The organism is Helicobacter pylori, assembly GCF_006440215.1.
In the GTDB taxonomy this organism is placed as follows: domain Bacteria; phylum Campylobacterota; class Campylobacteria; order Campylobacterales; family Helicobacteraceae; genus Helicobacter; species Helicobacter pylori_CS.
The window spans coordinates 1-22,775 of sequence record NZ_VEZH01000007.1 but is presented as its reverse complement, the minus strand read 5'-3'; the positions used below and the strand labels follow the sequence as shown (position 1 = coordinate 22,775).

At 36.4% G+C, this 22,775-nt stretch carries 19 protein-coding genes and 4 pseudogenes; 20 read left to right on the top strand and 3 right to left on the bottom strand.

Annotation, left to right across the window (positions count from 1 at the left end; all coding sequences use genetic code 11):
• Nucleotides 1-15 precede the first annotated feature (15 nt).
• The 16 genes and pseudogenes from FIM44_RS04325 (at nt 16) to FIM44_RS04250 (ending at nt 15,161) form a co-directional block, all read left to right on the top strand.
• Nucleotides 16-1,206 (top strand): hypothetical protein, encoded by a 1,191-nt coding sequence (locus FIM44_RS04325; RefSeq protein ID WP_140579209.1) that lies wholly within the window; start codon nt 16-18, stop codon nt 1,204-1,206.
• Nucleotides 1,207-1,330: 124 nt separating this feature from the next.
• On the top strand, nt 1,331-6,076 hold the full coding sequence (locus FIM44_RS08640) for a putative barnase/colicin E5 family endoribonuclease (RefSeq protein WP_238699894.1): 4,746 nt from the start codon (nt 1,331-1,333) through the stop codon (nt 6,074-6,076).
• Nucleotides 6,073-6,474: pseudogene (locus FIM44_RS04315) on the top strand (hypothetical protein); the annotation flags it as partial. The gene FIM44_RS08640 and the pseudogene FIM44_RS04315, both read left to right, overlap by 4 nt.
• 214 nt (nt 6,475-6,688) lie before the next feature.
• Nucleotides 6,689-8,245 (top strand): terminase large subunit domain-containing protein, encoded by a 1,557-nt coding sequence (locus FIM44_RS04310; protein WP_140579207.1) that lies wholly within the window; start codon nt 6,689-6,691, stop codon nt 8,243-8,245.
• Between the two features lie 65 nt (nt 8,246-8,310).
• The gene (locus FIM44_RS04305) at nt 8,311-8,517 is read left to right on the top strand and encodes a hypothetical protein (protein WP_140579206.1); all 207 of its coding nucleotides are present in this window, start codon (nt 8,311-8,313) and stop codon (nt 8,515-8,517) included.
• Nucleotides 8,518-8,528: 11 nt separating this feature from the next.
• Nucleotides 8,529-8,750 (top strand): hypothetical protein, encoded by a 222-nt coding sequence (locus FIM44_RS04300; RefSeq protein ID WP_140579205.1) that lies wholly within the window; start codon nt 8,529-8,531, stop codon nt 8,748-8,750.
• Nucleotides 8,750-9,076 (top strand): phage holin family protein, encoded by a 327-nt coding sequence (locus FIM44_RS04295; protein WP_140579204.1) that lies wholly within the window; start codon nt 8,750-8,752, stop codon nt 9,074-9,076. The genes FIM44_RS04300 and FIM44_RS04295 overlap by 1 nt, the downstream gene beginning before the upstream one ends.
• Before the next feature lies 1 nt (nt 9,077).
• On the top strand, nt 9,078-10,073 hold the full coding sequence (locus FIM44_RS04290) for a coiled-coil domain-containing protein (protein ID WP_140579203.1): 996 nt from the start codon (nt 9,078-9,080) through the stop codon (nt 10,071-10,073).
• Nucleotides 10,070-10,288 (top strand): hypothetical protein, encoded by a 219-nt coding sequence (locus FIM44_RS04285; RefSeq protein WP_140579202.1) that lies wholly within the window; start codon nt 10,070-10,072, stop codon nt 10,286-10,288. The genes FIM44_RS04290 and FIM44_RS04285 overlap by 4 nt, the downstream gene beginning before the upstream one ends.
• Before the next feature lie 47 nt (nt 10,289-10,335).
• Nucleotides 10,336-10,881 carry a DUF5675 family protein gene (locus tag FIM44_RS04280; RefSeq protein ID WP_140579201.1) on the top strand — a complete coding sequence of 182 codons (546 nt, stop codon included), beginning with the start codon at nt 10,336-10,338 and terminating at the stop codon, nt 10,879-10,881.
• Nucleotides 10,882-10,884: 3 nt separating this feature from the next.
• On the top strand, nt 10,885-11,679 hold the full coding sequence (locus FIM44_RS04275) for a hypothetical protein (protein ID WP_140579200.1): 795 nt from the start codon (nt 10,885-10,887) through the stop codon (nt 11,677-11,679).
• Nucleotides 11,680-11,704: 25 nt separating this feature from the next.
• Nucleotides 11,705-12,289: a hypothetical protein gene (locus FIM44_RS04270; RefSeq protein WP_140579199.1), complete on the top strand. Its 585-nt coding sequence runs from the start codon at nt 11,705-11,707 to the stop codon at nt 12,287-12,289.
• A 1-nt stretch (nt 12,290) separates the two neighbouring features.
• The gene (locus FIM44_RS04265) at nt 12,291-12,620 is read left to right on the top strand and encodes a hypothetical protein (RefSeq protein WP_140579198.1); all 330 of its coding nucleotides are present in this window, start codon (nt 12,291-12,293) and stop codon (nt 12,618-12,620) included.
• Nucleotides 12,621-12,673: 53 nt separating this feature from the next.
• Nucleotides 12,674-13,555 carry a hypothetical protein gene (locus FIM44_RS04260; protein WP_140579197.1) on the top strand — a complete coding sequence of 294 codons (882 nt, stop codon included), beginning with the start codon at nt 12,674-12,676 and terminating at the stop codon, nt 13,553-13,555.
• On the top strand, nt 13,555-14,406 hold the full coding sequence (locus FIM44_RS04255) for a Coiled-coil domain-containing protein (protein WP_140579196.1): 852 nt from the start codon (nt 13,555-13,557) through the stop codon (nt 14,404-14,406). Before FIM44_RS04260 ends, FIM44_RS04255 begins: the two co-directional genes overlap by 1 nt.
• Nucleotides 14,393-15,161: pseudogene (locus FIM44_RS04250) on the top strand (transposase). The gene FIM44_RS04255 and the pseudogene FIM44_RS04250 overlap by 14 nt, the downstream one beginning before the upstream one ends.
• A 525-nt stretch (nt 15,162-15,686) precedes the next feature.
• Here the strand turns inward: FIM44_RS04250 and patA are convergent.
• Nucleotides 15,687-16,311, bottom strand: a pseudogene (gene patA, locus FIM44_RS04245) (MBOAT family peptidoglycan O-acetyltransferase PatA); the annotation flags it as partial.
• Between the two features lie 183 nt (nt 16,312-16,494).
• Nucleotides 16,495-17,472 (bottom strand): GMP reductase, encoded by a 978-nt coding sequence (guaC, locus tag FIM44_RS04240; protein WP_194147495.1) that lies wholly within the window; start codon nt 17,470-17,472, stop codon nt 16,495-16,497.
• A gap of 196 nt (nt 17,473-17,668) precedes the next feature.
• On the opposite strand from guaC, the gene FIM44_RS04235 reads away from it, so the two are divergent.
• Together FIM44_RS04235 and FIM44_RS04230 are read left to right on the top strand one after the other, a co-directional pair.
• Complete coding sequence (locus FIM44_RS04235; protein WP_140579195.1) at nt 17,669-19,270, top strand: ABC-F family ATP-binding cassette domain-containing protein; 1,602 nt, start codon at nt 17,669-17,671, stop codon at nt 19,268-19,270.
• Complete coding sequence (locus FIM44_RS04230) at nt 19,267-20,199, top strand: COG2958 family protein (protein WP_140579194.1); 933 nt, start codon at nt 19,267-19,269, stop codon at nt 20,197-20,199. The genes FIM44_RS04235 and FIM44_RS04230 overlap by 4 nt, the downstream gene beginning before the upstream one ends.
• Nucleotides 20,200-20,215: 16 nt before the next feature.
• Here FIM44_RS04230 and FIM44_RS04225 read toward each other — a convergent pair whose 3' ends face one another.
• The gene (locus FIM44_RS04225; RefSeq protein ID WP_140579193.1) at nt 20,216-20,902 is read right to left on the bottom strand and encodes a phosphatase PAP2 family protein; all 687 of its coding nucleotides are present in this window, start codon (nt 20,900-20,902) and stop codon (nt 20,216-20,218) included.
• Nucleotides 20,903-20,918: 16 nt separating this feature from the next.
• Between FIM44_RS04225 and FIM44_RS04220 the strand changes: the two genes are divergently transcribed.
• Nucleotides 20,919-22,640 (top strand): type I restriction-modification system subunit M, encoded by a 1,722-nt coding sequence (locus tag FIM44_RS04220; RefSeq protein ID WP_524541228.1) that lies wholly within the window; start codon nt 20,919-20,921, stop codon nt 22,638-22,640.
• A gap of 9 nt (nt 22,641-22,649) precedes the next feature.
• Nucleotides 22,650-22,775 (top strand): annotated as a pseudogene (locus tag FIM44_RS08825) (restriction endonuclease subunit S); the annotation flags it as partial.

Genomic DNA, 22,775 nt, shown 5'->3' with positions numbered 1-22,775 from the left:
TAAGAAAGGATTTTAATGGATTTTCATATAACAGCCCCTTATCCAGGATACCAAAGCGAGCCCTATATACCACGATTTGAACCTTTGAATCCTAGAAACGACGGCACGACAGGACAAGGAGCAGGACAAGGTTTGACACCTAATATCAATTGGGATAATATTATTCCTAAAGATCAAGAAAATACCTTTTTTGCGATCGCTAACAGATTGAAAGATCTTTCAAAATCTTTATACGATTATAATGGTGCGATAGAGAGAGCTAATTCAATAACGAGCCACTACAATTCAAAACTAAACGATCATAACGCACGCATCAATTCGTTAGAAAATCTTAAAAATCAGCGTTTAAATGCGTCTAATGTTGCTAAAAGATTAAAAGAGCTGATCCGACAAGAAAAAGAAAAGAAACAACGCTTTAGTAAAGAATTAAGGTTATTTTTTGACTTCAAAGAAAACCAAGACGATAATCAAAATAATATTTTTCAAGGACTTTTCAAACGCAAAGAATTTAAAGCCCTAGACGCGTTTTTGGTGAATCCTTATGCGATATTTCCTAAAGGCGCTATTTATGAATACCATAATCCAGGATCTAACAATTACAACGCCTTAAACGCTTTCAATCCAATGGACGGCATCAATAACCAATTCACAACAAACACTTTAAACCAGATCAATAATAACTCTTTTCAAAGGAATTTAGCAGGTGGAGCGGATTTTAATTATTTTGTGCCTTTAAATTTTGCGAAGGCTTTAAGCGTGGAACAAATGTTATTCACTTTTGAGAATAGAAGTGAAATAAAACAAGTTTGGGCGTTTTTCTTGCAAAACAAGTGGTATTCAAGCGGTTATAAGCTTAAGATAATTAACTCCGGAATCAAATTGAACAAAGAATTAGAGGAATTACAAGAGAAGATCAGAGAGAAAGAAAGAGAATTAGAGAATGAAAAAAGAAAGCAAGACGCCAACGAAGAAAGCATAAAAGCGCTGACGGAGCAAATCCTAGCAGAATCAAAAGAATTAGAGAAAATGAAAGAGCGATTAGCGATAGAATACAGAATAATTAATGAATTTATTGACGAAAAACAATCCATACTTAACGAAATCAATAGCTCTAATCTAAACGAAAACCTAAAACACGGCTATAGAGACATTTTGAATAATAACAACTTGTTGAAACTTTTAAAAGATTTGACACCCAAAATTTGACATACTCCCCATAACTAAAAGCTAGGGGCTTTAAGGCGTTAGTTTTGGGTAAAAATACCCCTTTAAAAGATTTTTGTTTTTATATTTAATTGAATAAGTAATAAGAAAGATTTCAAGGCTTTTTATGCAAGATTTAGCGCAACAAGAGATTTTAAAATCCACGCCACTAAACAACAATGAACCTATGTTTATGCGAACAAAAACCATGCCGTTGAAAGATTTTGAAGTTAAAAAAAAAGAAATCCACGAGTTATTAAATTCAAAGGCTAAAGAATTAAAAGAATTAGGACTATTAGACAAGTTAGGCGAGTTTTTAGGCATTCAAACCGACAACGCCAAACAAAGAGAGAGCCAATTAAATGAGATTAAAGAAATTGCTACAACCAATAAAACCGAGTTTAAAGATTTACCCAGCGTTTTGAAGGATGAATATTATAATAACGCAGAAACTAGCATTTTTAATCCTTTCACGACTAAGAGCGAGATCGCTAAAAGCGATTATAATAAGGACTTGCAAAAAAAAGAAATCCGAAGCAAAACAAGCCAAGAATTAAGCGAGAGCGACAAGGCACTAATCAAAGAGAGTAACGGCGTTTTAAATAACCTGATAGATAGCTATAAAGGTAAGACCGATTTGGATAGGCTAAAAGATTTCAAAGAGCGAGAAAAAGCCAAATACATAACCAAAGACTTGCAAAAATCATGGAATTTGTTTAATAATTTGAGAAAAGATAAGGACGCTTTTAGCCTTTTTGCCAGTGAAGATAAGGAGTTAAGAGATAAGTATCAAAACGAGTTTAAAAAAATTGTTAAAAATAATGGTTTTGATGATGTAGTTTACAACCAAGAGCATGAGCCATTTGTTAGGAAGGGCGATAAATTTTACAAGATAAACGACCGCTTTTTTGATAATTTTTTAAATTCTTTAAGCTCAAATAAGTTTTCATTAGCCGGATCTTTATTAGGAGCGTTTAGAGGTGCTAAATCAGGAAAGAATTTAGGCGCTTTAGGTTTAGTAGGCGGCGCTATTGTAGGATCAGCGTTAGGGAGCGTAGCAGGTGGAGCAACCGATGCGATTGTAGGAAATGTTTTATTAGATAGAGAGCAAAAAGCTGATGAAATCATAAGGCATGCGTTAAGCGAAGGTGTTTTGAGTTTAGCGGAGGACACCCTAGTTTTAGGAGCCGGGAAGCTTATCCAAAAAGTTGCTAACCCAAGAAGCATTTTTACCATAGGCGCTAACTCTTCTACTGGCGGTTTGTATGCATTAGGCAAGCACATAGTAACAGGTAACGCCAAAGGCGCTGAAAGGATATTAAACCAAACTATAAGCGAAAACGAGCGTCAAGCAATTAAAGAATTAGCCGAGCAATTTGGTGGCGAGTTGAAACTCACTAAAGCAGACGGAAGCAAATACCGAGAGGCGTTAGTTAAAAAAGTAGGCGAAGATAGCAACATTGTGAAAGGTTACGATGCCTTAAGAGATGCTTTTTTGTTGCAAAGCCAAGCCAAAAAGCAAGAAGCCTTTATCCAAGCGATAAGAAGCGATGAAACAGGCAATACAATAGCTTTTTTAAGCGAAGCGGCTAATGCTAGTCCAATTGCCAACGCTAATCTAAAAAAGATTTTAAATAAGACGACTGAAAATTTACAAAATTCTTTAAGACAATTTGATTTGAAAGATTACGAAGTTAAGAGTATTTTTGATAATTTAGAACGAGGCACTAAAGAAAGCTATGAAAAAGCACTTGACGGCGTAATAGGCAAACTTTATGATGGAAGCTATAAGACTAATTTAAGAGAGAGCCTACAAGATACCACAGCGTTTGAAACCTTTCTAAAAGATTTAAGAGAACAGGGCAAGTTTGATCCAACAGCTAACAGCTTTTTAAACCAAGTTGAAAAAAATATTTATAACCCAAACGGAGTTACTTATGAGCAGTTAAGAAACGCTAGGCAAATGATTAACGCCTATGAAAGGAATATTAAAGACCCAAGCACTTTAGGTTATATCAAAAAAGCGAGCGCTAATTTTTTGAAAGAAGATATTGATAAAGGCATTGAAAATATCTTGAAGCAAAACGCAGAAGCTTATGAAAAACTAAGCGATTTGAATAAAACCGCTATCAGCGATTATAAAAACATGAAACAAACCTTAGAATTAGTGGATAGCGCCAAGATAAGAGACAGAGAGATCACCAAAGAAAAAGCGATTGAAAACCTTATGCAAGTGATACAAGCTCAAGGCGAGAAAGATTTAAGCAATTATGCGGTTTTGACGAAAGGCTTGAGTGAAAAAGATAAGGAAAAACTTGAATTGAGCATGCTTAATGCTTTGATAGAGAAATCCACCAAGCAAGGCGAAAACCTTAAAGTGTTTGACAGCACGCATTTTTTTAACAAGTTGAACGAGTTTAGAAACGAAGTTTTTACCACACCCAAAGCTAAGCAGTATATAGATATAGCTAAGGGTTTTGACAATCTCTTTAGAAACGATGCCACGATAGCAAGAAAAATTAACTACACTACTACAAAAGACATAAAAAGCCCTCTTGCGACAAGCCTAGAAGGCGCTCTAAACCAGAAAGTCACGCAAAGATTAGTGAGTAATATTGTGAGAAACATACCGACCACTTATGTTTTCAAGAAGTTAGACGAACTAAGCGGAGGCGCAGCGTTAAAATACCACATTCAAAGAGCGCTAGAAAGAAGCCACACGATAAGCGACTTCACAAAGAATTTAGAACTCAGCGCTAAAAATTCCAAGTTTTCTAACGCTACGATGCGAAAGATTGAAGAGATCACGCAAGGCGTAAAAAGCGCTAAAGAAAACATCACTAAGCAAGAGGAAGCGTTACAACACGCTATAACACCCCTTAAAGAGTTTGGCAAGAATTACCCCGAGTTTGCTCTAAAGCCAAAAGAAGCGTTAGAGAAGCTATTGCAAGAGAAAAACGGACAAGTTGCATGCGCAGCGTTTAGGGACGATTTAAGAGGGATTGATTTTGTGTGGGGCAAGGATGGTAAAGATGGCTACGGATTAGCGCACATCTTAGAAAAGAGAGAAAAACAATACACAAGATTAGGATTAAATGCAGAGCAAATTAAAGAAAGAACCGATGAGTTAGTGAAATCTATCCCTGAAGTCATTGAGAACGGAACATTATTTAAAGACGATTTAGGGTGCGTTAGCGTGGAATTAAATAACATAAGAGTGGGGCTAAAAAACACATGGGATAATAACAATCTAAATAATCATTTTGTGGTTACTAGCTATGAGAGAGATGAAAAAGTATTAAGGGAGTTAGAAACCAAACCGCCACTTTCTAACGATTACAAAGACAATAGCAACTATAGTGCCTTAAACCTTAATGAAAACAATTCTAATAAAGAAAGCTTAACGAGTCAAGAACCGCCCTTATCTATATTAGAAAAAAGCCAACTAGAGAAACGAAAGAAACTAGAAAGCGAGCGCTTAGCTAAAGCAGAAAAAGAACGCCTACAAAAGATTAAAGATGAAGAAGAAAAAAAAATAGAAGCTGAAATCAGAGCGCAAAAAAACGCCACGCTAGGAAAAAGCGAATTAGACAGAGAAATTTCAAAAAGCGAAAACATACCCTATAAAGAGCTAAAAAACGCCCCTAAAACGAGCGTTAGCTTAAACGATGATGAAATACACCCCTTAAAATTTGTGATCGTCAATAAGAGCGATTTAAAGCCCAATTTCAAAAACACAGGTACGCAAACACGCACCGCAGTGGATAGTAAGAAAGTAGAAGAGATAGCCGAGCGCTTTGATCCTAAATTGATTATAGGGCGAGGGGGTTTTGATGATTTGCCCATTATCTTACAAGACGGTCAGATTATAGCAGGAAACCACAGAACACAAGGCATGCTAAACTTTAATGCAGAGAGCCGAAAAAAATACGAACAAGCGATTAAGGAAAATTTCAATATTGAATTGAAGCCTGATGAACTTTTAGTTAGAATGCCAAAGCAGGAATTAAACGATAAAGAAATTTTCAAGTTAGCGAGCAAATCTAACGAAAACCGAGCGAACAGCTTTAGCGATACGCTTTTAAGCACGATGAGCAGCTATAACGACAAATTGAAGCAATTAGCGCCTAAATTTGAAAGCGACAGCGTGGAGAATTTAGCTAATCAGGTTGCAAGAGCGTTAGAGAAAGACGCTAAAATCCCAAGTCATAACCAAGTAGAAAACGCTAACATAGCCCTTTTAAGCCATTACGCCAGAAACACCCCTAATAACAGCTTTTTAGAAGTGTTTGATAACGCTTATAAAAACCTAGACAGAGAGCAATTTAAAGCGTTTAAGGAAATGTTTGCCTATAACAGTGCGAACTTTCACAATCTCAATAACGATACCATGCTTAAAAAATTCACTATTTCACCCTATCTAACCGATGCGCTAGACACCAGCGCTAAAATGCTTGAAAGCGGTAACAGAGCCGATAATTTCAGCAAGTTAGTGAATGATATTAACTACTTAGTGAATAGCACAGATGAAAACGGCATGAATGCTTTCATTAAAGAAAACAAGGACGCTTACCATAGCGTGATAAGCGAATTATTAGGAAGTTCTTTTGCACGCTTTTTGCGCCTTGAAAACCCTAGCGCGCAGTTTTACGAGTTTTTGACAAAAGCTAAAGACCGAATGATAGAAAACGCAGCCGATATTTTTACAGGAACGAGTAAGCCTATTCATCAAATCAATATTTTTGATTTCATTAAATATGGTATTGAAATCGGAAAAAACAGTAAGGAGAGCAGGGAACTATTAGATTTATTGCCGAAATTAGAAAAGAAGTTTAACGCTTATGAGAAGTTTTTAGAGGGAGATAAAAAATGAATTATCCTAATCCACCAAGCCCAGAAATCACCACTAAAGAAAAACCAGCGCTTAAAGAAATCACTAACGAGCTTTTAAAGCAATTACAGGGCGCTTTAACAGGTAATCATCTTTTTACTGAGCAAGTGGAATTAAGCCTTAAAGGGATTGTTAGGATTTTAGAAGTGCTTTTGAGTTTGGATTTTTTCAAAAATGCGAATGAAATTGATAGCAGTTTAAGAAACTCCATTGAGTGGCTTAATCGCACCGGCGAGAGCTTGAAAATCAAAATGAAAGAATACGAGAGCTTTTTTAGCGATTTCAATACGAGCATGAAGGCTAACGAGCAAGAAGTAACCAACACTTTAAACGCTAACACCGAGAACATCAAAAGCGAGATTAAAAAGCTAGAAAATCAACCAAGCCGTGACCATTGAGGGAATCCAAAAAGGCAATTCACAGACAGAGAGCGTTAAAACAAGCAACAAATCAGCATGGCAGAAATACCCTAGCGCGCAGAATTTGGATTATTGAAAATGAAGTTTTTAGAAATGTTAGCGCTTAGCGTTTTAGTTTTAGCGTTAGGGATTAGTTTTATTGTAGCGTTTTGTTTTTCCGTAGGAGCGTTATTTTATGTATAAGCAACAAGCTTCACAGGAGCTAGCGATTAGAGAATTAGCAAGACGGAGTTTTTATCATTTTTTGCTTTTGAAGTGGGAGAGGTTTGAGGAAAAAAAATTACTAAAGTCATGGCACATAGAATATTTATGCAAAGTTTTAGAATGCACGCAAAAGAACACATGCGAGAATGAAGAGCTGATCACACGCTTGATTTTGAACATGCCGCCAAGCTATGGGAAAACCGAGATTATAGCAAGGTGTTTTATAGCGTGGAGCTTAGGCAGAAATCCAGAAAAAAAACTTTTTTACATCTCCTACAGCGATGAGTTATGCAAAAGAGTTTGTAAACAAGTTAGAGAGCTAATGCAGAGCGTGTTTTACAAAAATATTTTTTATGATTATCCGTTAGAATTTCTAAACAATACTTCAAGAGGATTTGTATTAAGGCAAGGCGGTGGTTTGTTTGTGACGACTTTAAAAAGCGCGCTTACCGGCTTTCATGCCGATCAGATACTTATTGACGACCCCATAAAAGTAAGCGACATGAAAAGCAGGAAAGAAGTTAATAATGTGAATTTTAATTTTAAGGAGAGCGTTATATCAAGGTTACAGAACGCAGACTCTAACATTACAATTTTGATGCAACGATTAGGGACGAATGACTTAGTGGGTTTTTTACAGAACGAAAGAGAGTTTGATGAAGAAAGCATTAGAAAATGGAAAATCATACAACTTAAAGCCTTGAACGAAAACAAAGAAATTTACAAGATCAAGGATTTTGAACACACAAGAGAAAAGTATACGCCGTTATTTGAAGCTAAGCACAATAAGGAACAATTAGAATCCTTAAGGTTGCAAATGGGTAATGATGAATTTTTTGCACAATACCAACAAGATCCCGTCGTTAGCAGTGGCGGCTATTTTGATCCGCAGTATTTCAGCAAGGTTTTCACGCATGAATTAGGGGAGATGAAAACTTATATTTTTGTAGATAACGCTTTAAGCTTGAGCCACAACGCTGATAATAGGGCTATTGTGGTCGTGGGCGTTGAAAATTACAAAGAAAGCGTTAGGTATATCGTTTTAGATTGTTTTTGTGGGATATGGAGCGAAGAAGAAACCATTAAACACATTCTAGCGGCTAAAGAAAAATACGAGGACGCAAAAACCTTTATAGAAAGCGATGGCGGAGGTTTGATTTTGTATCGTTTGCTTTTAGTCGCTTTAGCCAGGCACAACGAGCAAAACAAGCAAAACAACAAGGGATTATTAAACGATGAGATTATTTGCTACACGCCAAGCCGAAAAATCTCTAAAGTGGATAAAATCAAAGCAATAAGACCTTTTTACAATACCGGTTTTTTAGTGTTTAGCCATTCTAGCAACAACACCGAACAGATAAAAAAAGAATTATTTAGCTTTAATCCGGACAAGCCGTTTAAAAAAGATGATTGTATAGACGCTTTAGCGAGCGCGATAACGCATGAGAGCGTGAAAGCGCCCCTAAAACGAGAGGCTAAAGAAACTTATAACGCAAGATTCACAGCCAAACCGACATGGAGGATATAGCAAAATCTAACCCTTAAAAATCACGCTTGATTTAGTGTTTAATAAGAGAAAAAGAAAGGGTTATAATGAAAAATGTAAATCTTATTAAACATTTTAGAAATGTTGAAAACATTAAAAAAAAGCGTTTAGCGCATAAAAAGACTAAAAGAGCCTTAGCACTTTTAAAAAATAGAGGTTATAGGGACTTTATTGTCAAAGTTAAGATCAGACAACAAAGCGATGATGCAATTTTAGAAAATTTAGAGCTGATCTATCTAAACGCTGGGATTTAAAGGATTAGCGCATGTGGAATGAAAGATTTTTGAAAGTGATCCCCGCAGTGGTGTTTTTGTTTTGCCTGTTGGAAATTTTTGAACTCGTTTTAATTATTAATGACATGAACAAAACCGAAAAATTAGAAGCCGAAATTAGGAATAATTTAAAAGTGTTAGAAGGCATTACGAACGAGCATTTAGAAGGCATGCAGTTAAAACATTTTGAAGATAAGAAAATTAAGATCAAGTAGTGCAACAGCATTTAATCGTTTTAGGTTTTGAAGTTTCAAAGCTCATTCCGTATTTTTTGGTTATTATGATTGGTTTATTTGTGGGTTTGTTGTATGTTTTTAAGAGTATTAGGAACGAAGAATTTAAAAACAAAGTCGAAAAAGTGCTTTATATCATTCAAGGCATAGGATCGAGCATGTTGGTAACTTGGATTAGCTACGAAATCACAGATTATTTTTTTAACTTGCCCGATAGTTTATGTATAGCGATTAGTGGAGGCATTGGGTATTTGGGAGCGGAGAGCGTGAGTGCTTTGGCGTTAGATAGTCTCAAAAAAAGGTTATAAAATGGATTTAAGGAATTTAGAAAACGCTTTAAATAATGGGGATTTTAAGGAGCAGGTTTATAGTAGTTTAGAGGGGGTGTATCAAATTTCTAAGGTTTTGAATCAATTAGATCTTTTTAAAAACTTTAGCGATCACGATTTAGAAATCATAGCAAAGATACAAGCGATGAAAAACGCCTTAGCGGGCTATGAAACAAGCAAACAAGAACTAAACGAACAAATTAACGCTTTAGTGAATAGTTTAGAAGCTAGAAAGCAAGAATTAGAAGCCTTGTTGAATATGCAATTACAGAGCGTGTTAAATAGCGAAAAAGAAAAACTAACGCAAGCAGGAAGCTCCTTAAAAAATAATCTTATAACTGAACTCACAGAAGCTAAAAATAATCTAGCGTTAGAATTAGAAAAACTGAAAGCTAACACGCAAAACCTTTTAAACACGCCACGAATCCAAGGCGTGAATGTGAAGTTTTTAGGGTTTTATGTTTATGGGCGTCAAAGTTTTTTCAAAAACGAAAGCGATGAATTTAGGGAATTGTTTGAATTTTCTAGTATTCATTTAAGCGCGAATAAAAGCTACATTGTGCAATTTAGCATGCCTTACGAATTATTGACCAATGGGATTTACAATGGTGAAAGCATGGGTGAAATGGTGTTGTGTTTGAAAGCTAATAATAACGCTTATCCGATTATCAATAGCTTTTATCAAAATAAAACCGTTAATTTGTCCAATAGTAAGAGTATTAACACTTATAGGTGTTCTTGTTTATTCACAACGCCAGAGCAGGAAGCGGATTATAAAATAGCGTTATTCGCACGAAAACATAAAAATTTATGGGTTAATGTGAATTATACCTCTAACACGGAAGGGTTTGAAACAACCTTTTTAAATAATGCGCGTTTTGCTAACTTAACCACGAAAAGCATACCGAAAGAGTATAATAACGACTGGGTGTTTTATAAGCACTCTCAAGCGTTAGTTTATGAAATTTTAGAATGAAGCTTTTATTTTTAGCGCTTGTTTTTAGCGTTTGCTTTAATGCATGCGCTAAAAAGGTGATTTATCACGAGGTGAAAGTGCCAATTAAATGCGACATTGAAATGCCATCACGACCGAGCGAGCATTTAGAAGCGTTGGAATACTTGCAGGCGTTATTGATCTATACCGAAACGCTAGAAAACGATTTGAAGTTTTGCACTAAAACTAACCCTTAAAATCAAGCCTTAATCTTGCTTAAATACCAAGAAACTAAAGGAAGTTAATGTATTTAGTGCTACTAGAAAGAAGACACGATTTAAGAGCGCTAGTAAGGAAAGACAAGAAAGAAAGCGGTATGTTAGGGAGCTTTAAGGTGTTTGAAAGCACGCACGATCAAGGCATGAGCGATAAAGCGATCGTAAAACACTATGAAAAACAAGACGCTTTGTTTAGTTGTTTTTCTTTAGAAAACAGCGGAGAGCCAACGGATACGCCGAATTTAGATAAACCGATCATCGCTAGGGATTACGAATTAGCATGGAGCGATACGAGTTGCACGGTGCCTAAAGAATACCAAAACAAAAAATGCGATAATAAACGCCATGAAGTGTTACAGCTTGTAGATCCCAATAACAAGGATTTCACAAACCGAAAAATTTTAATCCATGTAGGAAATAGCACGCATGATACTTTAGGGTGTGTTTTGTTAGGGATGCAACACGATGAAGAAATGATTTATAAAAGCAACGAAGCGGTAAAAAAGTTTTTTGATTTAGTCAAAGATAAGGGCGTTAATAACTTTTTGTTTAAGGTGATTGATAAGGTTTGAAGAATGGATACAGCGCGATTTATTAGAAATTTTGTTTTATTCAAAGAAGCCCTACAAAAGCAAAATTTCAACAACAAAGAACTGAATGCCTTAAGCATGCAAGGAGCGTTGCAATGCGAGCAACTAGCCTTACAGGAACAAGAACATGCGTTAGCGATAGAACAAGCAAGAGCAAAAATGCAATTAGAGTTTTTAAGCTTGCAATCCAGTTTGCAAGCCCAAAAAGCAAGCACTCTAAACACGCTTATACAATGCCAGAGCATGATCAAGTCCTTAAAAGATAACGCTTTTATTAATCGGGCTAACGCTTATGTGAGTTTGTTGCAAGTCCAAGCGAATGCACCAAGCGGCGTAACTGCGGCTAATTTTGACAATGTATTAAATACGATTTTAGAAATAGGCAAAGAATACAATACCATTCATAAGAATGAGAAAAATGTAGTCTATAACGATAAGGAACAAACTAACGAGCTGAAAACGATTTTGAACGATTTGAGTAGCGAATTAGAGAAGCTTAATAAAGAAAGCGAAATGAATCAAATACAGCTTTTTAGCGATAAGCTAGAAGTGTTACAGAACGCGCCAGCGAAATTATGGGGGTTTTCTACTTTAAATAACGTTACGGAAGGCTTTTATGATGAAAATAACCAATTGTTAGCGAGCGGTAGCGTTTATTTGTTTAGAAGCGATAAAGTAGGTAAACACACGATAACCTTTAAAGCGATCAACGCTAAAACAAGTCTAAGCAAAATCATCACTTTAAGCGTTGTAAGGAACTCTTTACAAAACGGAGTATAATTTTATCTTTTGAAAGGATTTCACCATGGCATATTATGAGAATATCACAGCAGGGCGCGGTGCGATTGATAGTTTTGCAAACGCTCTAAACAGCCAAAGGTTTGCGAATTCACTATTGAATGAAACGCTAAGCAATTTTTATAACAACATTACCAGAGTTGGAGTATTATACGATGAAGCCAAGATCAGAGAAGACGCCTTAAAGTATCAAAGGATGCAAGATTTTTATAACAACAAGCGCAAAGATGAAATATTTGAATTAGAAAAAGAACAAGCGGAATTAAACATGGATTTTGCCAAGAACAGAGAAGCTCTCACTAATTTAAGACAAAAAGAAGCGCTAAAGAACGACAAGCTGACTAATGAGAATTTAGCGCTATCTAACGCTTTCAAAAGAAAAGAACATGAATGGGTCTTCAAAAAAGCTAATATCAATCCTTATTTACGTGCCCTTCAAGTGCAAAAGCCTCTAGAAACAAGCACTAAATTAGGCGTAGCAAGCGTTTCATTTGATCAAAACAAAAGAACGCCAAAAACCGCGAATAATACACCAATTAATCAAAAGATAGAAAACATTAAAAGTTTTGTTAGCTCTCAATGGAGACAGTAGAATGGTTCATGCCTATTGTTTTTCAAGTATTTTGAAAACGATAGTCCCTTATGTTGTGATTTTCACGATTAGCCTTTACATTTTAAAATTGAGAACGGATAACACAAAGTTAAAAGAACGGTTAGAATACACGCAAGCGCATTTGATTAAACAAAATGAGGCGATTGAAACGCTAGAATTAGAAAGCCAACAATACAAAATAAAAAAGATTTTAGGAGCAACTAAAATTAAAGACAAGTATCATAAAATCATTATTAAAGACAGCACATGCAACGAGAAATTACAGAGCTATGAGAGCTTATTGAGTGCTTTTAGAAAAAATAGCCCTTAAAATCTTTTTTCTATTTTGGTTTAATATTTTTTAAAGATTAAAAGGCATATTTAATGAAGCTTTATAATAAGATACAGGAATTTTTAAACGCAAGCCAAGAGTTAGAAAATAAAAACGCCCAAGCGATAGAAGTTGCTAAAAGCGAGATAAGCGATTTCATAGAAGAAAAAGCCAACCAACGATTAAATGAAATCAAAGACGAGCTAACCGACAGCGTTTCAAGCGAACTATTAAAAATTCCAGCACAAGTTAAAGATAATGTAAAAGAATTAGTCAATCAAAACGAACTGACCGAACAAATCCATGCCGAGCTATTAGGCCAATTCAACAAGCGAGAAATCAAAGACGAGCTAAAAAGAGAATTAAAATTTGAGATTAAAAAAGAATTAGAAGGCTTATTGCAAACTACAGAATTACAAAACGAACTTAAAAACGCGCAAAGCGGCATTTTAACAGATACTATAGCCAGCACTGAACAAGATTTAAAGGTAAAGATTTCAGGCATTTTAGAAAGAAATTTAGACAAAATTATAGAAAGCGTTGTTAGGAATTTAGATTTTAGCTTTCTAAAAACTCAACCGCAGCTATTCTATAGCGCGATTAAGGACAATTTGAAAGAAATGTTTTTGAACGAGTTAAAGAGCGAATATTTACAAAAATACATTAACGGCGTGGTAGAAAACTACTTAAAGCAAGTAGAGAGGTTAGAGCTTTTAAGGGAAGTAGAATTAAAAGCGTTGTGTTATTTGCAAGTTACGCTAGAAAGCAATAAGGTTAAAATATTGCAAAACGCTCTAATGTTGGAAAATCAAAACAAACAAAACGAACTAAAAATACAAAATGAAATCGCTTATAATGAAAGAAGAAGGCAGCTTATCGCAGAAGGTAAATTAGAAGATGAAGCGTTCAAACAATTTAAATTCAAAGTGGTTTAATGGAGGAAATGAGTTTGGAAAACGAATTGACAGAAAGCGAAATCCTAGAAAATAAATTTAAAGAACAAGCGAATAACGATAATAGCGTTATGTTGGAAAGCTTGAAACAAAACAAAGAACAAGCGAATAACGATAATAGCGTTATGTTGGAAAATATAGAACAGCCGAGCTATATTTCAACAGGCATCAAATACCTAGACAATAAGATCAAAAATAGGAACTTGAACGTTTTTGACTACTACATGGCAAGGAAGTATTTAGGCATAGATTTGAATGTGAATTTAAATGGAAACCTAAACATCAAAAGCGAGAATCAAACAAAAATAAAAAATTTAACGAGTGCTTCAAATAAAATTTATGATGGGATAAAGGCTTTGAACTTGGGCGATAGGTTGATAGAAAAAGCGCAAGATAACAGCGGGATTTTTAGCGCGCTTAAAAGGTTTGCTAATGAAAAAACTAGCGGGCTTTATGGCTTAAATAGCGATGAAGCAGAGACCGTGAACGCCTTAAAAAATTATTCTTATTCTACAGCCAGGCAGATGGGCGGACAGCTCACTAATCAAAAAATCAAAGACGCGCAAGAGATGACAAAATTTGGTTTTAGAAGCAAAGAAGAGAACACCGCAAGATTAGGAGAAAATCAAAGCCGACTTATTCAAATTCTAGAACAAGACATTAATAATTTAGAGAGTCTAGGAGGCAAAGTTCCTGAAAGCGTAATTTTAGAGCTATTGAAACATAAAAAACGCCTTGAACACATTCAAAAGAATCAAGGCAAAATCAAATTAAAAGAATACCAACAGATCAATCCATATGGAGAATTTTTACAACAAAATGATAGAAAGTGAAAAACGAAAGCGAAGAAATTATTCAAATGATTTCAAACTTAAGGTAAGAAGATATTACGAAAGGAGTTTGGAGTCTAAACAAAAGATCGCTTTAAAATTTGGCATTAGTAACAGGACATTAGCGTTATGGGTGATGGATGGGGAGTGGGAAAATAAGGCTATATTAAAAGAAATAAGAGCCATGTATGAAACGCATGGGATGAGTATAAGCACGCTTAAGCAAAAAGTATAGTGTGAGCGTTAATTTAATCAGAAAATTTAAAATACGCGATAAGTGGGAAAAGAAAAAGATTATTAACGAAGCCGCCGTAGTTTTAGAAGACAAGCTGACCATGGACAAAATGGGTTTATTTTTAGACACTAAAAAGCAAGAATTGAAAGAAAATTTAAAAAAAAGTTTAGAACATTTAGACCTTGAACCCGTGGTAATGGAAGCGATAGCCGAAACAAGTAGCGACGAATTGATTTTGAAAGCGATGAATGCCGTTTATATCAAAAAACAGATTTTGTTTTGTGCTATTGTGGCAAGAGGTGAGCTGATTAAGATGATAAAAAAAGCAGGCGATAAGGTGAAAGACAATATTAACATTATCATGGCGGCTGAAAAGGTTTCAAAACTATTTATTGACGCTGGCGTTTCATTGTTTGGTAAAGAACAAATCCAAATAATAGAAAATAAAGAGAATAACAATTATAAGCAAATGAATATAACCGAACTTATAGCGTTGGCTAACGCTGATGATAATGTAGATTAGCTTGTTTTTGTGTGAAGCACCCAAACGCTAAGCGATTGGGCTTCCTAGTCTGATGCTGCCAATTATCTATTATTAGATTAAGTTTTTTTATTGCCCTACACGCCATTTTACGCCCCTTTTTTTTAAAAGGAAAATTTTTAAAACTTTTCACTTTTGTATTATGAGGTCTATTTATTTTATTTGAAGCGGCATTAAAAAGAAATTGTTTTTTAGGTTTTCTTTTTCTTAAGCTTGCTGATTGTCTAACAATAGCTATGATGTTTTACATTTTTTATAAAATTTAGCGCTAAGTGTTCTCTTTTTGCTATCTAACCTAATATAAAATAACCTTGTAATAGCGTTATTTGTTGGGTTTTAGTGGCGTTTTGTTTTTTTTAAAGCACTTGACAAGTTGATAAAAAAAAGGTTACTATTTGGCGGTTATTTTTAAAATTCGTTGTGATTGTGCCACAAGCAAAGATTAAAGCGGACCTTGATAGTAACGCTATTTAGGGGTTTTGTTGGGGGTTTTTGGGATTGTTATAGATTATTTTTATCTTTAAATTGAGGCACCATCTCACTATGATGCACAATGGGTCCTGCAATGAGTTGAGGGAAGAAACTCACAAATAAAGCGTAATCTAAAAAATGCGAAAATGAAAAAAATGAAGTAGGGGGGTTTAATAAAACAGGAGCGTTTTCACTCTCTCTCTCTCTCGTTTTGGGCTGCATGCGTTTGATTTTGCTTGTAAGTGTCCATCAAGTAAGCGATTTGTTGCAAAGTGAAAAAGCTGATCGCTAAAGGCAAGATTAAATGCAAGGTTTCAAAATGGCTCTTCCATATTAGATTGAAATTGGTTAAGAAAAAATCAGTGTATTTGAAAAATCCTAAAAGTGAAACATTAGCGATCAAGTCCAAAATAAGCCATAATCTTTTATATGCATTTGTCTGGGTTTGATGGATTTTCAAAGCCACAAAATAATTAAACACAATAGAGCCAACCAATAAGGGCAAATACTTCACATTCCAAAAAGCATAAAAAAACAAACTAGCCAATACGAGCCATAGTTTAGGGAACAAGGGATTTTTAGCATAAGCTTGCAAGATAAAATACCCTAAAAAGACAACAGGCAAAAAAGCAAAGATGAATAACGGCGTGTTGAATAACAAAACAAATACCCTTAAGATTGAGATGATGGAAGCTAACAATATACAAAAAAAATGATCCAACAAGATGCAATGAAAATAAAGAAAGGATCAAAAAACAACAAAAATCTAAGCACAAAGCAAACCGCTTGAAAAATAGGTTGAAAACCCTTTTTTCTGTCTTTTGCTTTCGTTTTATCAATCTTTTTAGATTGCGTCCCCATTGAAAATTGAATTTTTCACAACGACATAATCAACTTTTCGAATCGCTTCAAGATCTCTCCCGCCTGCATAGGAGATTGAAGATTGCAAATCTTGATGCATTTCAATCAGCGTATCTTTTAATGATCCTTTATGTTGGATCCAAATTTTCTTACCTTCAACATTTTTCTTTTCACCTTTTTGGAACTCCGATGCCGAACCGAAATATTCTTTATATGCGATACCATTTTCTATTTTTGTTTCTCCAGATGACTCTTCATGCCCTGCAAAAAGCGATCCAATCATTACCATTGTCGCACCAAAGCGTATTGATTTTGCAATATCCCCATGCGTGCGAATGCCACCATCTGCAATAATGGGCTTTCTTGCTGCTTTAGCGCACCACCTAAGAGCTGCTAGTTGCCAACCACCCGTGCCAAAGCCTGTTTTGATTTTAGTGATACACACTTTCCCAGGCCCGATGCCAACTTTCGTAGCGTCAGCACCGGCGTTCTCTAATTCACGGACCGCTTCTGGCGTGCCAACGTTCCCGGCAATCACAAAAGTTTCGGGCAAATGCGTTTTGATGCGTTGGATCATTTCAATGACAGAATTTGAATGGCCATGTGCAATATCAATCGTGATATAGTCTGGCGTTAATCCTTGTTTGGCTAACTCTTCTACAAAAAGATATTCTTCCTTTTTCACCCCAACACTGATCGAGCTAATTAATTGGCGTTCCTTCATCTTTTTGACAAACGGGATTCTTGCTGATCCATTAAAGCGGTGCATGATGTAGAAATAGCCATTTTCTGCCAGAAATTCTGCGATCGATTCGTTGATGATTGTTTGCATGTTGGCTGGGACTATGGGCATTTTAAATGCGTGTTTGCCTAGAATAACGGTCGTATCGCACTCTGAACGGCTATTCACGATGCATTTATTAGGAATGAGTTGGACATCTTCGTAATCAAATACTTTCAATGACTTGATCCTTTTTTGCTTTAAAACATTATTTTTACCTTAATTTGAATAAAAAATCAAGAGAAATGATATAGGCTCGATCAAATTTTGGGCGTCAAAGACCTTATGAATAACCATAATGAGCAAGGGTTACAATATTGCAAAGAAAACGCTACAATAAACTTTCTCTAATCACAAAAAATAAGGAAATCATAAGATGCTACAAACCATCAACTTAACGCAACGCTATGCGACTAAAAAATTGTTTGAAAACGTGAATATCAAGCTGGATAAAAACAAACGCTACGGGCTGATTGGGGCTAATGGAGCAGGAAAATCCACTTTTTTAAAGATTTTAAGCAAGAGCATTGATTGCAGCAGTGGGGAAGTTATTATCACAAGCGGGATGAGGATGGGGGTTTTAGGGCAGGATCAATACGCTTTTGAAGATTTGAGCCTTAAAGATGCGGTTTTGATAGGCAATAAGCGTTTGTATGATGCTATCAAAGAAAAAGAGCGCTTATACACCGAAGGCGATTTGAGCGATGATAAAGTGAATGCTAGACTAGGGGAGTTGGAAACCATTTGCGTAGAAGAAGATCCCATGTATGAATGCGAAGTGGTGATTGAAAAAATCCTAGAAGATTTAGGCATTCCTAGCTCTAAACACAACGATTTGATGAAAACCTTGCCAAGCAGCGATAAATTTAAAATCCTTCTCGCTCAAGTCTTGTTCCCTAAACCGGATATTTTGCTTTTAGATGAGCCTACGAACAACCTGGATTTAAACGCCATTGAATGGCTAGAAAACAACCTCAAACGCCATGAAGGCACGATGGTCGTCATCAGCCATGACAGGCATTTTTTAAATGCGGTATGCACGCATATTTTGGATTTGGATTTTCACAGCGTGCGCGAATTTAGCGGGAATTATGATGATTGGTATATCGCTTCTACTCTGATCGCTAAACAGCAAGAAGCCGAACGCAATAAAAAACTCAAAGAAAAAGAAGAGCTGGAAAAATTTATCGCTCGTTTTAGCGCTAACGCTTCTAAAGCCAAGCAAGCCACCAGCCGCCAAAAACAACTGGATAAATTAGACATTCAAAGTTTAGCGGTATCCAGCAGGAGGGATCCTAGCATTATTTTCAAACCCAAACGCACCATTGGTAATGAAGCTTTAGAATGCGAAAACATCTCTAAAAGTTATGATGGGCAAATTGTTTTAAATCAAGTGAGCTTGAAAGTGATGCCTAAAGACAAGATCGCCCTCATAGGGCCAAACGGCGTGGGTAAATCCACGCTTTGTAAAATTTTAGTAGAAGAGTTAAAGCCCGATAAGGGCGTGGTGAAATGGGGAGCGACGGTTTCAAAAGGCTATTTCCCTCAAAATGTGAGCGAAGAAATTAGCGGGGAAGAGACCTTGTATCAATGGCTCTTTAATTTCAACAAAAAGATTGAAAGCGCAGAGGTGAGGAACGCTTTAGGAAGGATGCTTTTTAATGGCGAAGAGCAAGAAAAATGCGTGAACGCTTTAAGCGGAGGCGAAAAACACCGAATGGTTTTATCTAAGCTCATGCTAGAGGGGGGGAATTTCTTAGTCTTAGATGAGCCAACCAACCACCTGGATTTAGAAGCCATTATCGCTTTGGGCGAAGCGCTCTTTAAATTTGATGGGGCAGTGATTTGCATAAGCCATGACAGAGAGCTCATTGATGCGTATGCTAATAGGATCATTGAATTAGTCCCAAGCCCTAAAGGCGCTTCAATCATTGATTTTAAAGGCAGTTATGAAGAGTATTTAGTGAGCAAAAAATGAAACCACGAGATATTGAAATCGTTCAAAGCGTTTTAGAGATTATCAAAGAGCCTATTAAGGTTACTGAGATTTATGATAAAGCCAAAGAGCTTTTTGAAAAAGGCGAGATTACAAACATGTTTGATTGCGGGGGCGAAACCCCACACCAGAGCGTTAGTTCTTATATTTATACAGCCTTAAAGAAGGGCGAAGAGCTACCTTTTAAAAAAGCGCAAGAAAACCCAGTTTTAATCGTTTTAAAAAGCACGATGAATGAGCCGGTTTTAAACACTCAAAAACCCAGCGCTCCAAGCGTTAAAATCGCGCGTGAAAGAGAGTTGCACCCCTTTTTAACTTACATGGCTTTTGGTAATGAAAATTTGAAATGCTACACGAAAACCATTTTTCATGAAGAGAGTTTAAAATCGCCAAAAGGCATGGACAGGTGGCTTTATCCGGACATGGTGGGGGTTAGGTTTTTGCACGCTGAATTGTCTAATGAAAATTTAATCGCTTTTTCTAAGAAATTTGACACTTTACCCGTTAAACTGGTGAGCTTTGAATTGAAAAGAGAAATCAGCGTGAATAATTGCAGGGAGTGTTATTTTCAAGCGATTTCTAACAGCTCGTGGGCTAATGAGGCGTATTTAGTGGGTCATCATATTGATACGCATGATCTTAAACTCATGGATTTATTGAAGCGTTTGCATGCGAGTTTTGGGATTGGCGTGATTGATTTAAGAACTGATGAGGATAAAAGCGTTATTTTATTGAACGCTAAATACAAAGAAAAAATTGATTACACTATGGCTCAAGAGCTTAGCGACAAAAATGAAAAATTCAGCGGTTTTTTAAAGAGCGTTGTGGATTATGACCCAAAGAACCAAAACCGCTATAAAGATGAATTTGATGAGATCAAAAAGAAAGAGGAGTTATACCCTAACTCATAACTTTCTTTTAAACGCTTTAAGCGGTTTTGTAGGGGCGTTTCAAAAACCCCAAATAAAGCGCTAAAGAACAGCACGACCAAGCAACCCCTAATAAAAACCCTCCTAAAACATCGCTAGGGTAATGCACCCCTAAATAAACCCTATCATACGACATTAAAAAAATCCAAAAAAGCAAAACCACAGCAATAATCGTTTTAATGCGAGCATTTGCGTTAGAATAGCATAACAACAACGCTAAAGAGCCGTAAAAAAGTGCAGAAGCTAAAGCATGCCCGCTAGGGAAACTAAAGCCATGCGCAAAAACCAATTCGCCATTGGTTACAGGCCGTGGGCGTGCCACTAAAAGCTTAAGGGATTTTAAGGTGAATTCACCTAATAAGATGCTAAAGAAAAACCACACCCCCAAAGCGATGCGCTTTTGAAACCCAAACCATAAGCCAATGAGTAAGGCTATAGGAGTGGTGAGCTTGCTTTGCGCAAACCATGTGCTAAAAAACACGAAAGAAAGCCACGCGCTCCCTTGAATGGGTGCAGGGTTGCGGATCAAGTCTATAAAAAATAAATCCAATTGTTGCACCCACTCTTTTTGAAAAGCCACCCCGCTTATCACGATGCCAAACAAAATAAAAAAGACCACCCCCACAATCCCAAGCGTTTTAGCCGCTTCTTTCTCTCTTACGCTTATTGTTCTGTCAAATACCATTCAAACCCCTTAAAAAATGAACTTTAAAGGGGTGATTATAGCTTATTTTCCACACAAACGCATGGGAAATACAGGGAATAAAAAAATAATATTCTTTGCTATAATGAAACCTTTAAGTGGTGTGCTAAAAACGCCAATCAAAACACAAAAAAGGGGCTTATTATCTATGGAAAACAAGACAAACAACAACCAAGCGTCTTTAGAACGCAACGAATTGCACAACACCATTTGGAAAGTGGCTAATGAATTGAGAGGCTCAGTGGATGGCTGGGATTTTAAGCAGTATGTTTTAGGCATTCTTTTTTACCGCTACATTTCAGAAAACATGACTCATTACATCAATGAGCAACAGCGAGAGCACGATCTGAGTTTTGATTACGCTTTATTAAGCGATGAAGAAGCCCAAAGCGCAAAAGAAGGCCTGATTGAAGAAAAAGGCTTTTTCATCCCGCCAAGCGCTTTATTTTGTAATGTGCTAAAAAACGCACCAAATAACGGAGATCTCAATGTAACCTTACAAAATATTTTTAACGAAATAGAAAAATCCAGCCTTGGGTTTCAATCAGAAGAAAATGTCAAAGGCTTGTTCGCGGATTTAGATGTCAATAGCAATAAATTAGGGAGCTCTCATAAAACTAGGGTTGAAAAATTGGCTAAAATCCTTCAAGCCATAGGCGGCATGCAATTAGGCGACTACCAAAAAAGCGGGATTGATGTTTTTGGAGACGCTTATGAATATTTAATGGCCATGTATGCGAGCAATGCCGGCAAAAGCGGAGGGGAATTTTTCACCCCCCAAGAAGTGAGCGAACTGCTCGCTAAAATCGCCCTACACAACCAAGAAAGCGTCAATAAAGTTTATGACCCATGCTGTGGGAGCGGATCGTTACTCTTACAATTTTCTAAAGTGCTAGGCGATAAAAACATTTCAAAAGAGTATTTCGGGCAAGAAATCAATTTGACCACTTACAACCTTTGCCGCATCAATATGTTTTTGCATGACATCAATTACTCTAAATTCCACATCGCGCATGGGGACACGCTTTTAGACCCAAAACACAAAGACGATGAGCCTTTTGATGCGATCGTTTCCAACCCTCCTTATTCCACTAAATGGATGGGCGATAAAAGCCCCATTTTAATCAACGATGAGCGTTTTAGCCCAGCCGGTGTGCTAGCGCCCAAAAACGCCGCCGATCTCGCTTTCACCATGCACATGCTTTCTTATTTATCCAATAGCGGCACTTGCGCGATCGTGGAATTTCCCGGGGTGCTTTATAGGGGGAATGCTGAAGCAAAAATCAGAGAATATTTAGTCCAAAATAATTTCATTGACTGCGTGATCGCTTTACCAGACAACCTCTTTTTTGGAACGAGTATCGCTACCTGTATTTTAGTGCTTAAGAAAAACAAACAAGACGACACCACGCTTTTTATTGATGCGAGTAAGGAATTTGTCAAAGAAGGCAAGAAAAACAAGCTCAAAGCGCACAACCGAGAAAAGATTTTGCAAACCTATATTGAAAGGAAAACAATCAAGCACTTTTGCGCCCTAGCGAGTATTGAAAAAATCAAAGAAAACGATTACAACCTATCGGTGAATCGCTATGTGGAGCAAGAAGACACTAAAGAGATCATTGACATTAAAGCGCTTAATGATGGGATTTCTCAAATCGTAAAAAAACAAAGCGCTTTAAGAGAGCGTCTAGATCGTATCATTAAAGAGTTAGAAGCTTAAGGGGACAAAATGAACCGCATAGAAAACCTGCTCCAAACTCTAGCACCTAAGGGGGTGGAGTTTAGGAAGTTGGGGGATATTGGGGAATTTTATAGCGGACTTGTTGGAAAAAGTAAAAAATCTTTCTCTCAAGGG

Excerpts from the sequence above, each read along its gene's own strand:
- FIM44_RS04325 (WP_140579209.1), top strand. The coding sequence starts at position 16 with ATGGATTTTCATATAACAGCCCCTTATCCAGGATACCAAAGCGAGCCC.
- FIM44_RS08640 (WP_238699894.1), top strand. The coding sequence starts at position 1,331 with ATGCAAGATTTAGCGCAACAAGAGATTTTAAAATCCACGCCACTAAAC.
- FIM44_RS04310 (WP_140579207.1), top strand. The coding sequence starts at position 6,689 with ATGTATAAGCAACAAGCTTCACAGGAGCTAGCGATTAGAGAATTAGCA.
- FIM44_RS04305 (WP_140579206.1), top strand. The coding sequence starts at position 8,311 with ATGAAAAATGTAAATCTTATTAAACATTTTAGAAATGTTGAAAACATT.
- FIM44_RS04300 (WP_140579205.1), top strand. The coding sequence starts at position 8,529 with ATGTGGAATGAAAGATTTTTGAAAGTGATCCCCGCAGTGGTGTTTTTG.
- FIM44_RS04290 (WP_140579203.1), top strand. The coding sequence starts at position 9,078 with ATGGATTTAAGGAATTTAGAAAACGCTTTAAATAATGGGGATTTTAAG.
- FIM44_RS04285 (WP_140579202.1), top strand. The coding sequence starts at position 10,070 with ATGAAGCTTTTATTTTTAGCGCTTGTTTTTAGCGTTTGCTTTAATGCA.
- FIM44_RS04280 (WP_140579201.1), top strand. The coding sequence starts at position 10,336 with ATGTATTTAGTGCTACTAGAAAGAAGACACGATTTAAGAGCGCTAGTA.
- FIM44_RS04275 (WP_140579200.1), top strand. The coding sequence starts at position 10,885 with ATGGATACAGCGCGATTTATTAGAAATTTTGTTTTATTCAAAGAAGCC.
- FIM44_RS04270 (WP_140579199.1), top strand. The coding sequence starts at position 11,705 with ATGGCATATTATGAGAATATCACAGCAGGGCGCGGTGCGATTGATAGT.
- FIM44_RS04265 (WP_140579198.1), top strand. The coding sequence starts at position 12,291 with ATGGTTCATGCCTATTGTTTTTCAAGTATTTTGAAAACGATAGTCCCT.
- FIM44_RS04260 (WP_140579197.1), top strand. The coding sequence starts at position 12,674 with ATGAAGCTTTATAATAAGATACAGGAATTTTTAAACGCAAGCCAAGAG.
- FIM44_RS04255 (WP_140579196.1), top strand. The coding sequence starts at position 13,555 with ATGGAGGAAATGAGTTTGGAAAACGAATTGACAGAAAGCGAAATCCTA.
- FIM44_RS04235 (WP_140579195.1), top strand. The coding sequence starts at position 17,669 with ATGCTACAAACCATCAACTTAACGCAACGCTATGCGACTAAAAAATTG.
- FIM44_RS04230 (WP_140579194.1), top strand. The coding sequence starts at position 19,267 with ATGAAACCACGAGATATTGAAATCGTTCAAAGCGTTTTAGAGATTATC.
- FIM44_RS04225 (WP_140579193.1), bottom strand. The coding sequence starts at position 20,902 with ATGGTATTTGACAGAACAATAAGCGTAAGAGAGAAAGAAGCGGCTAAA.
- FIM44_RS04220 (WP_524541228.1), top strand. The coding sequence starts at position 20,919 with ATGAACTTTAAAGGGGTGATTATAGCTTATTTTCCACACAAACGCATG.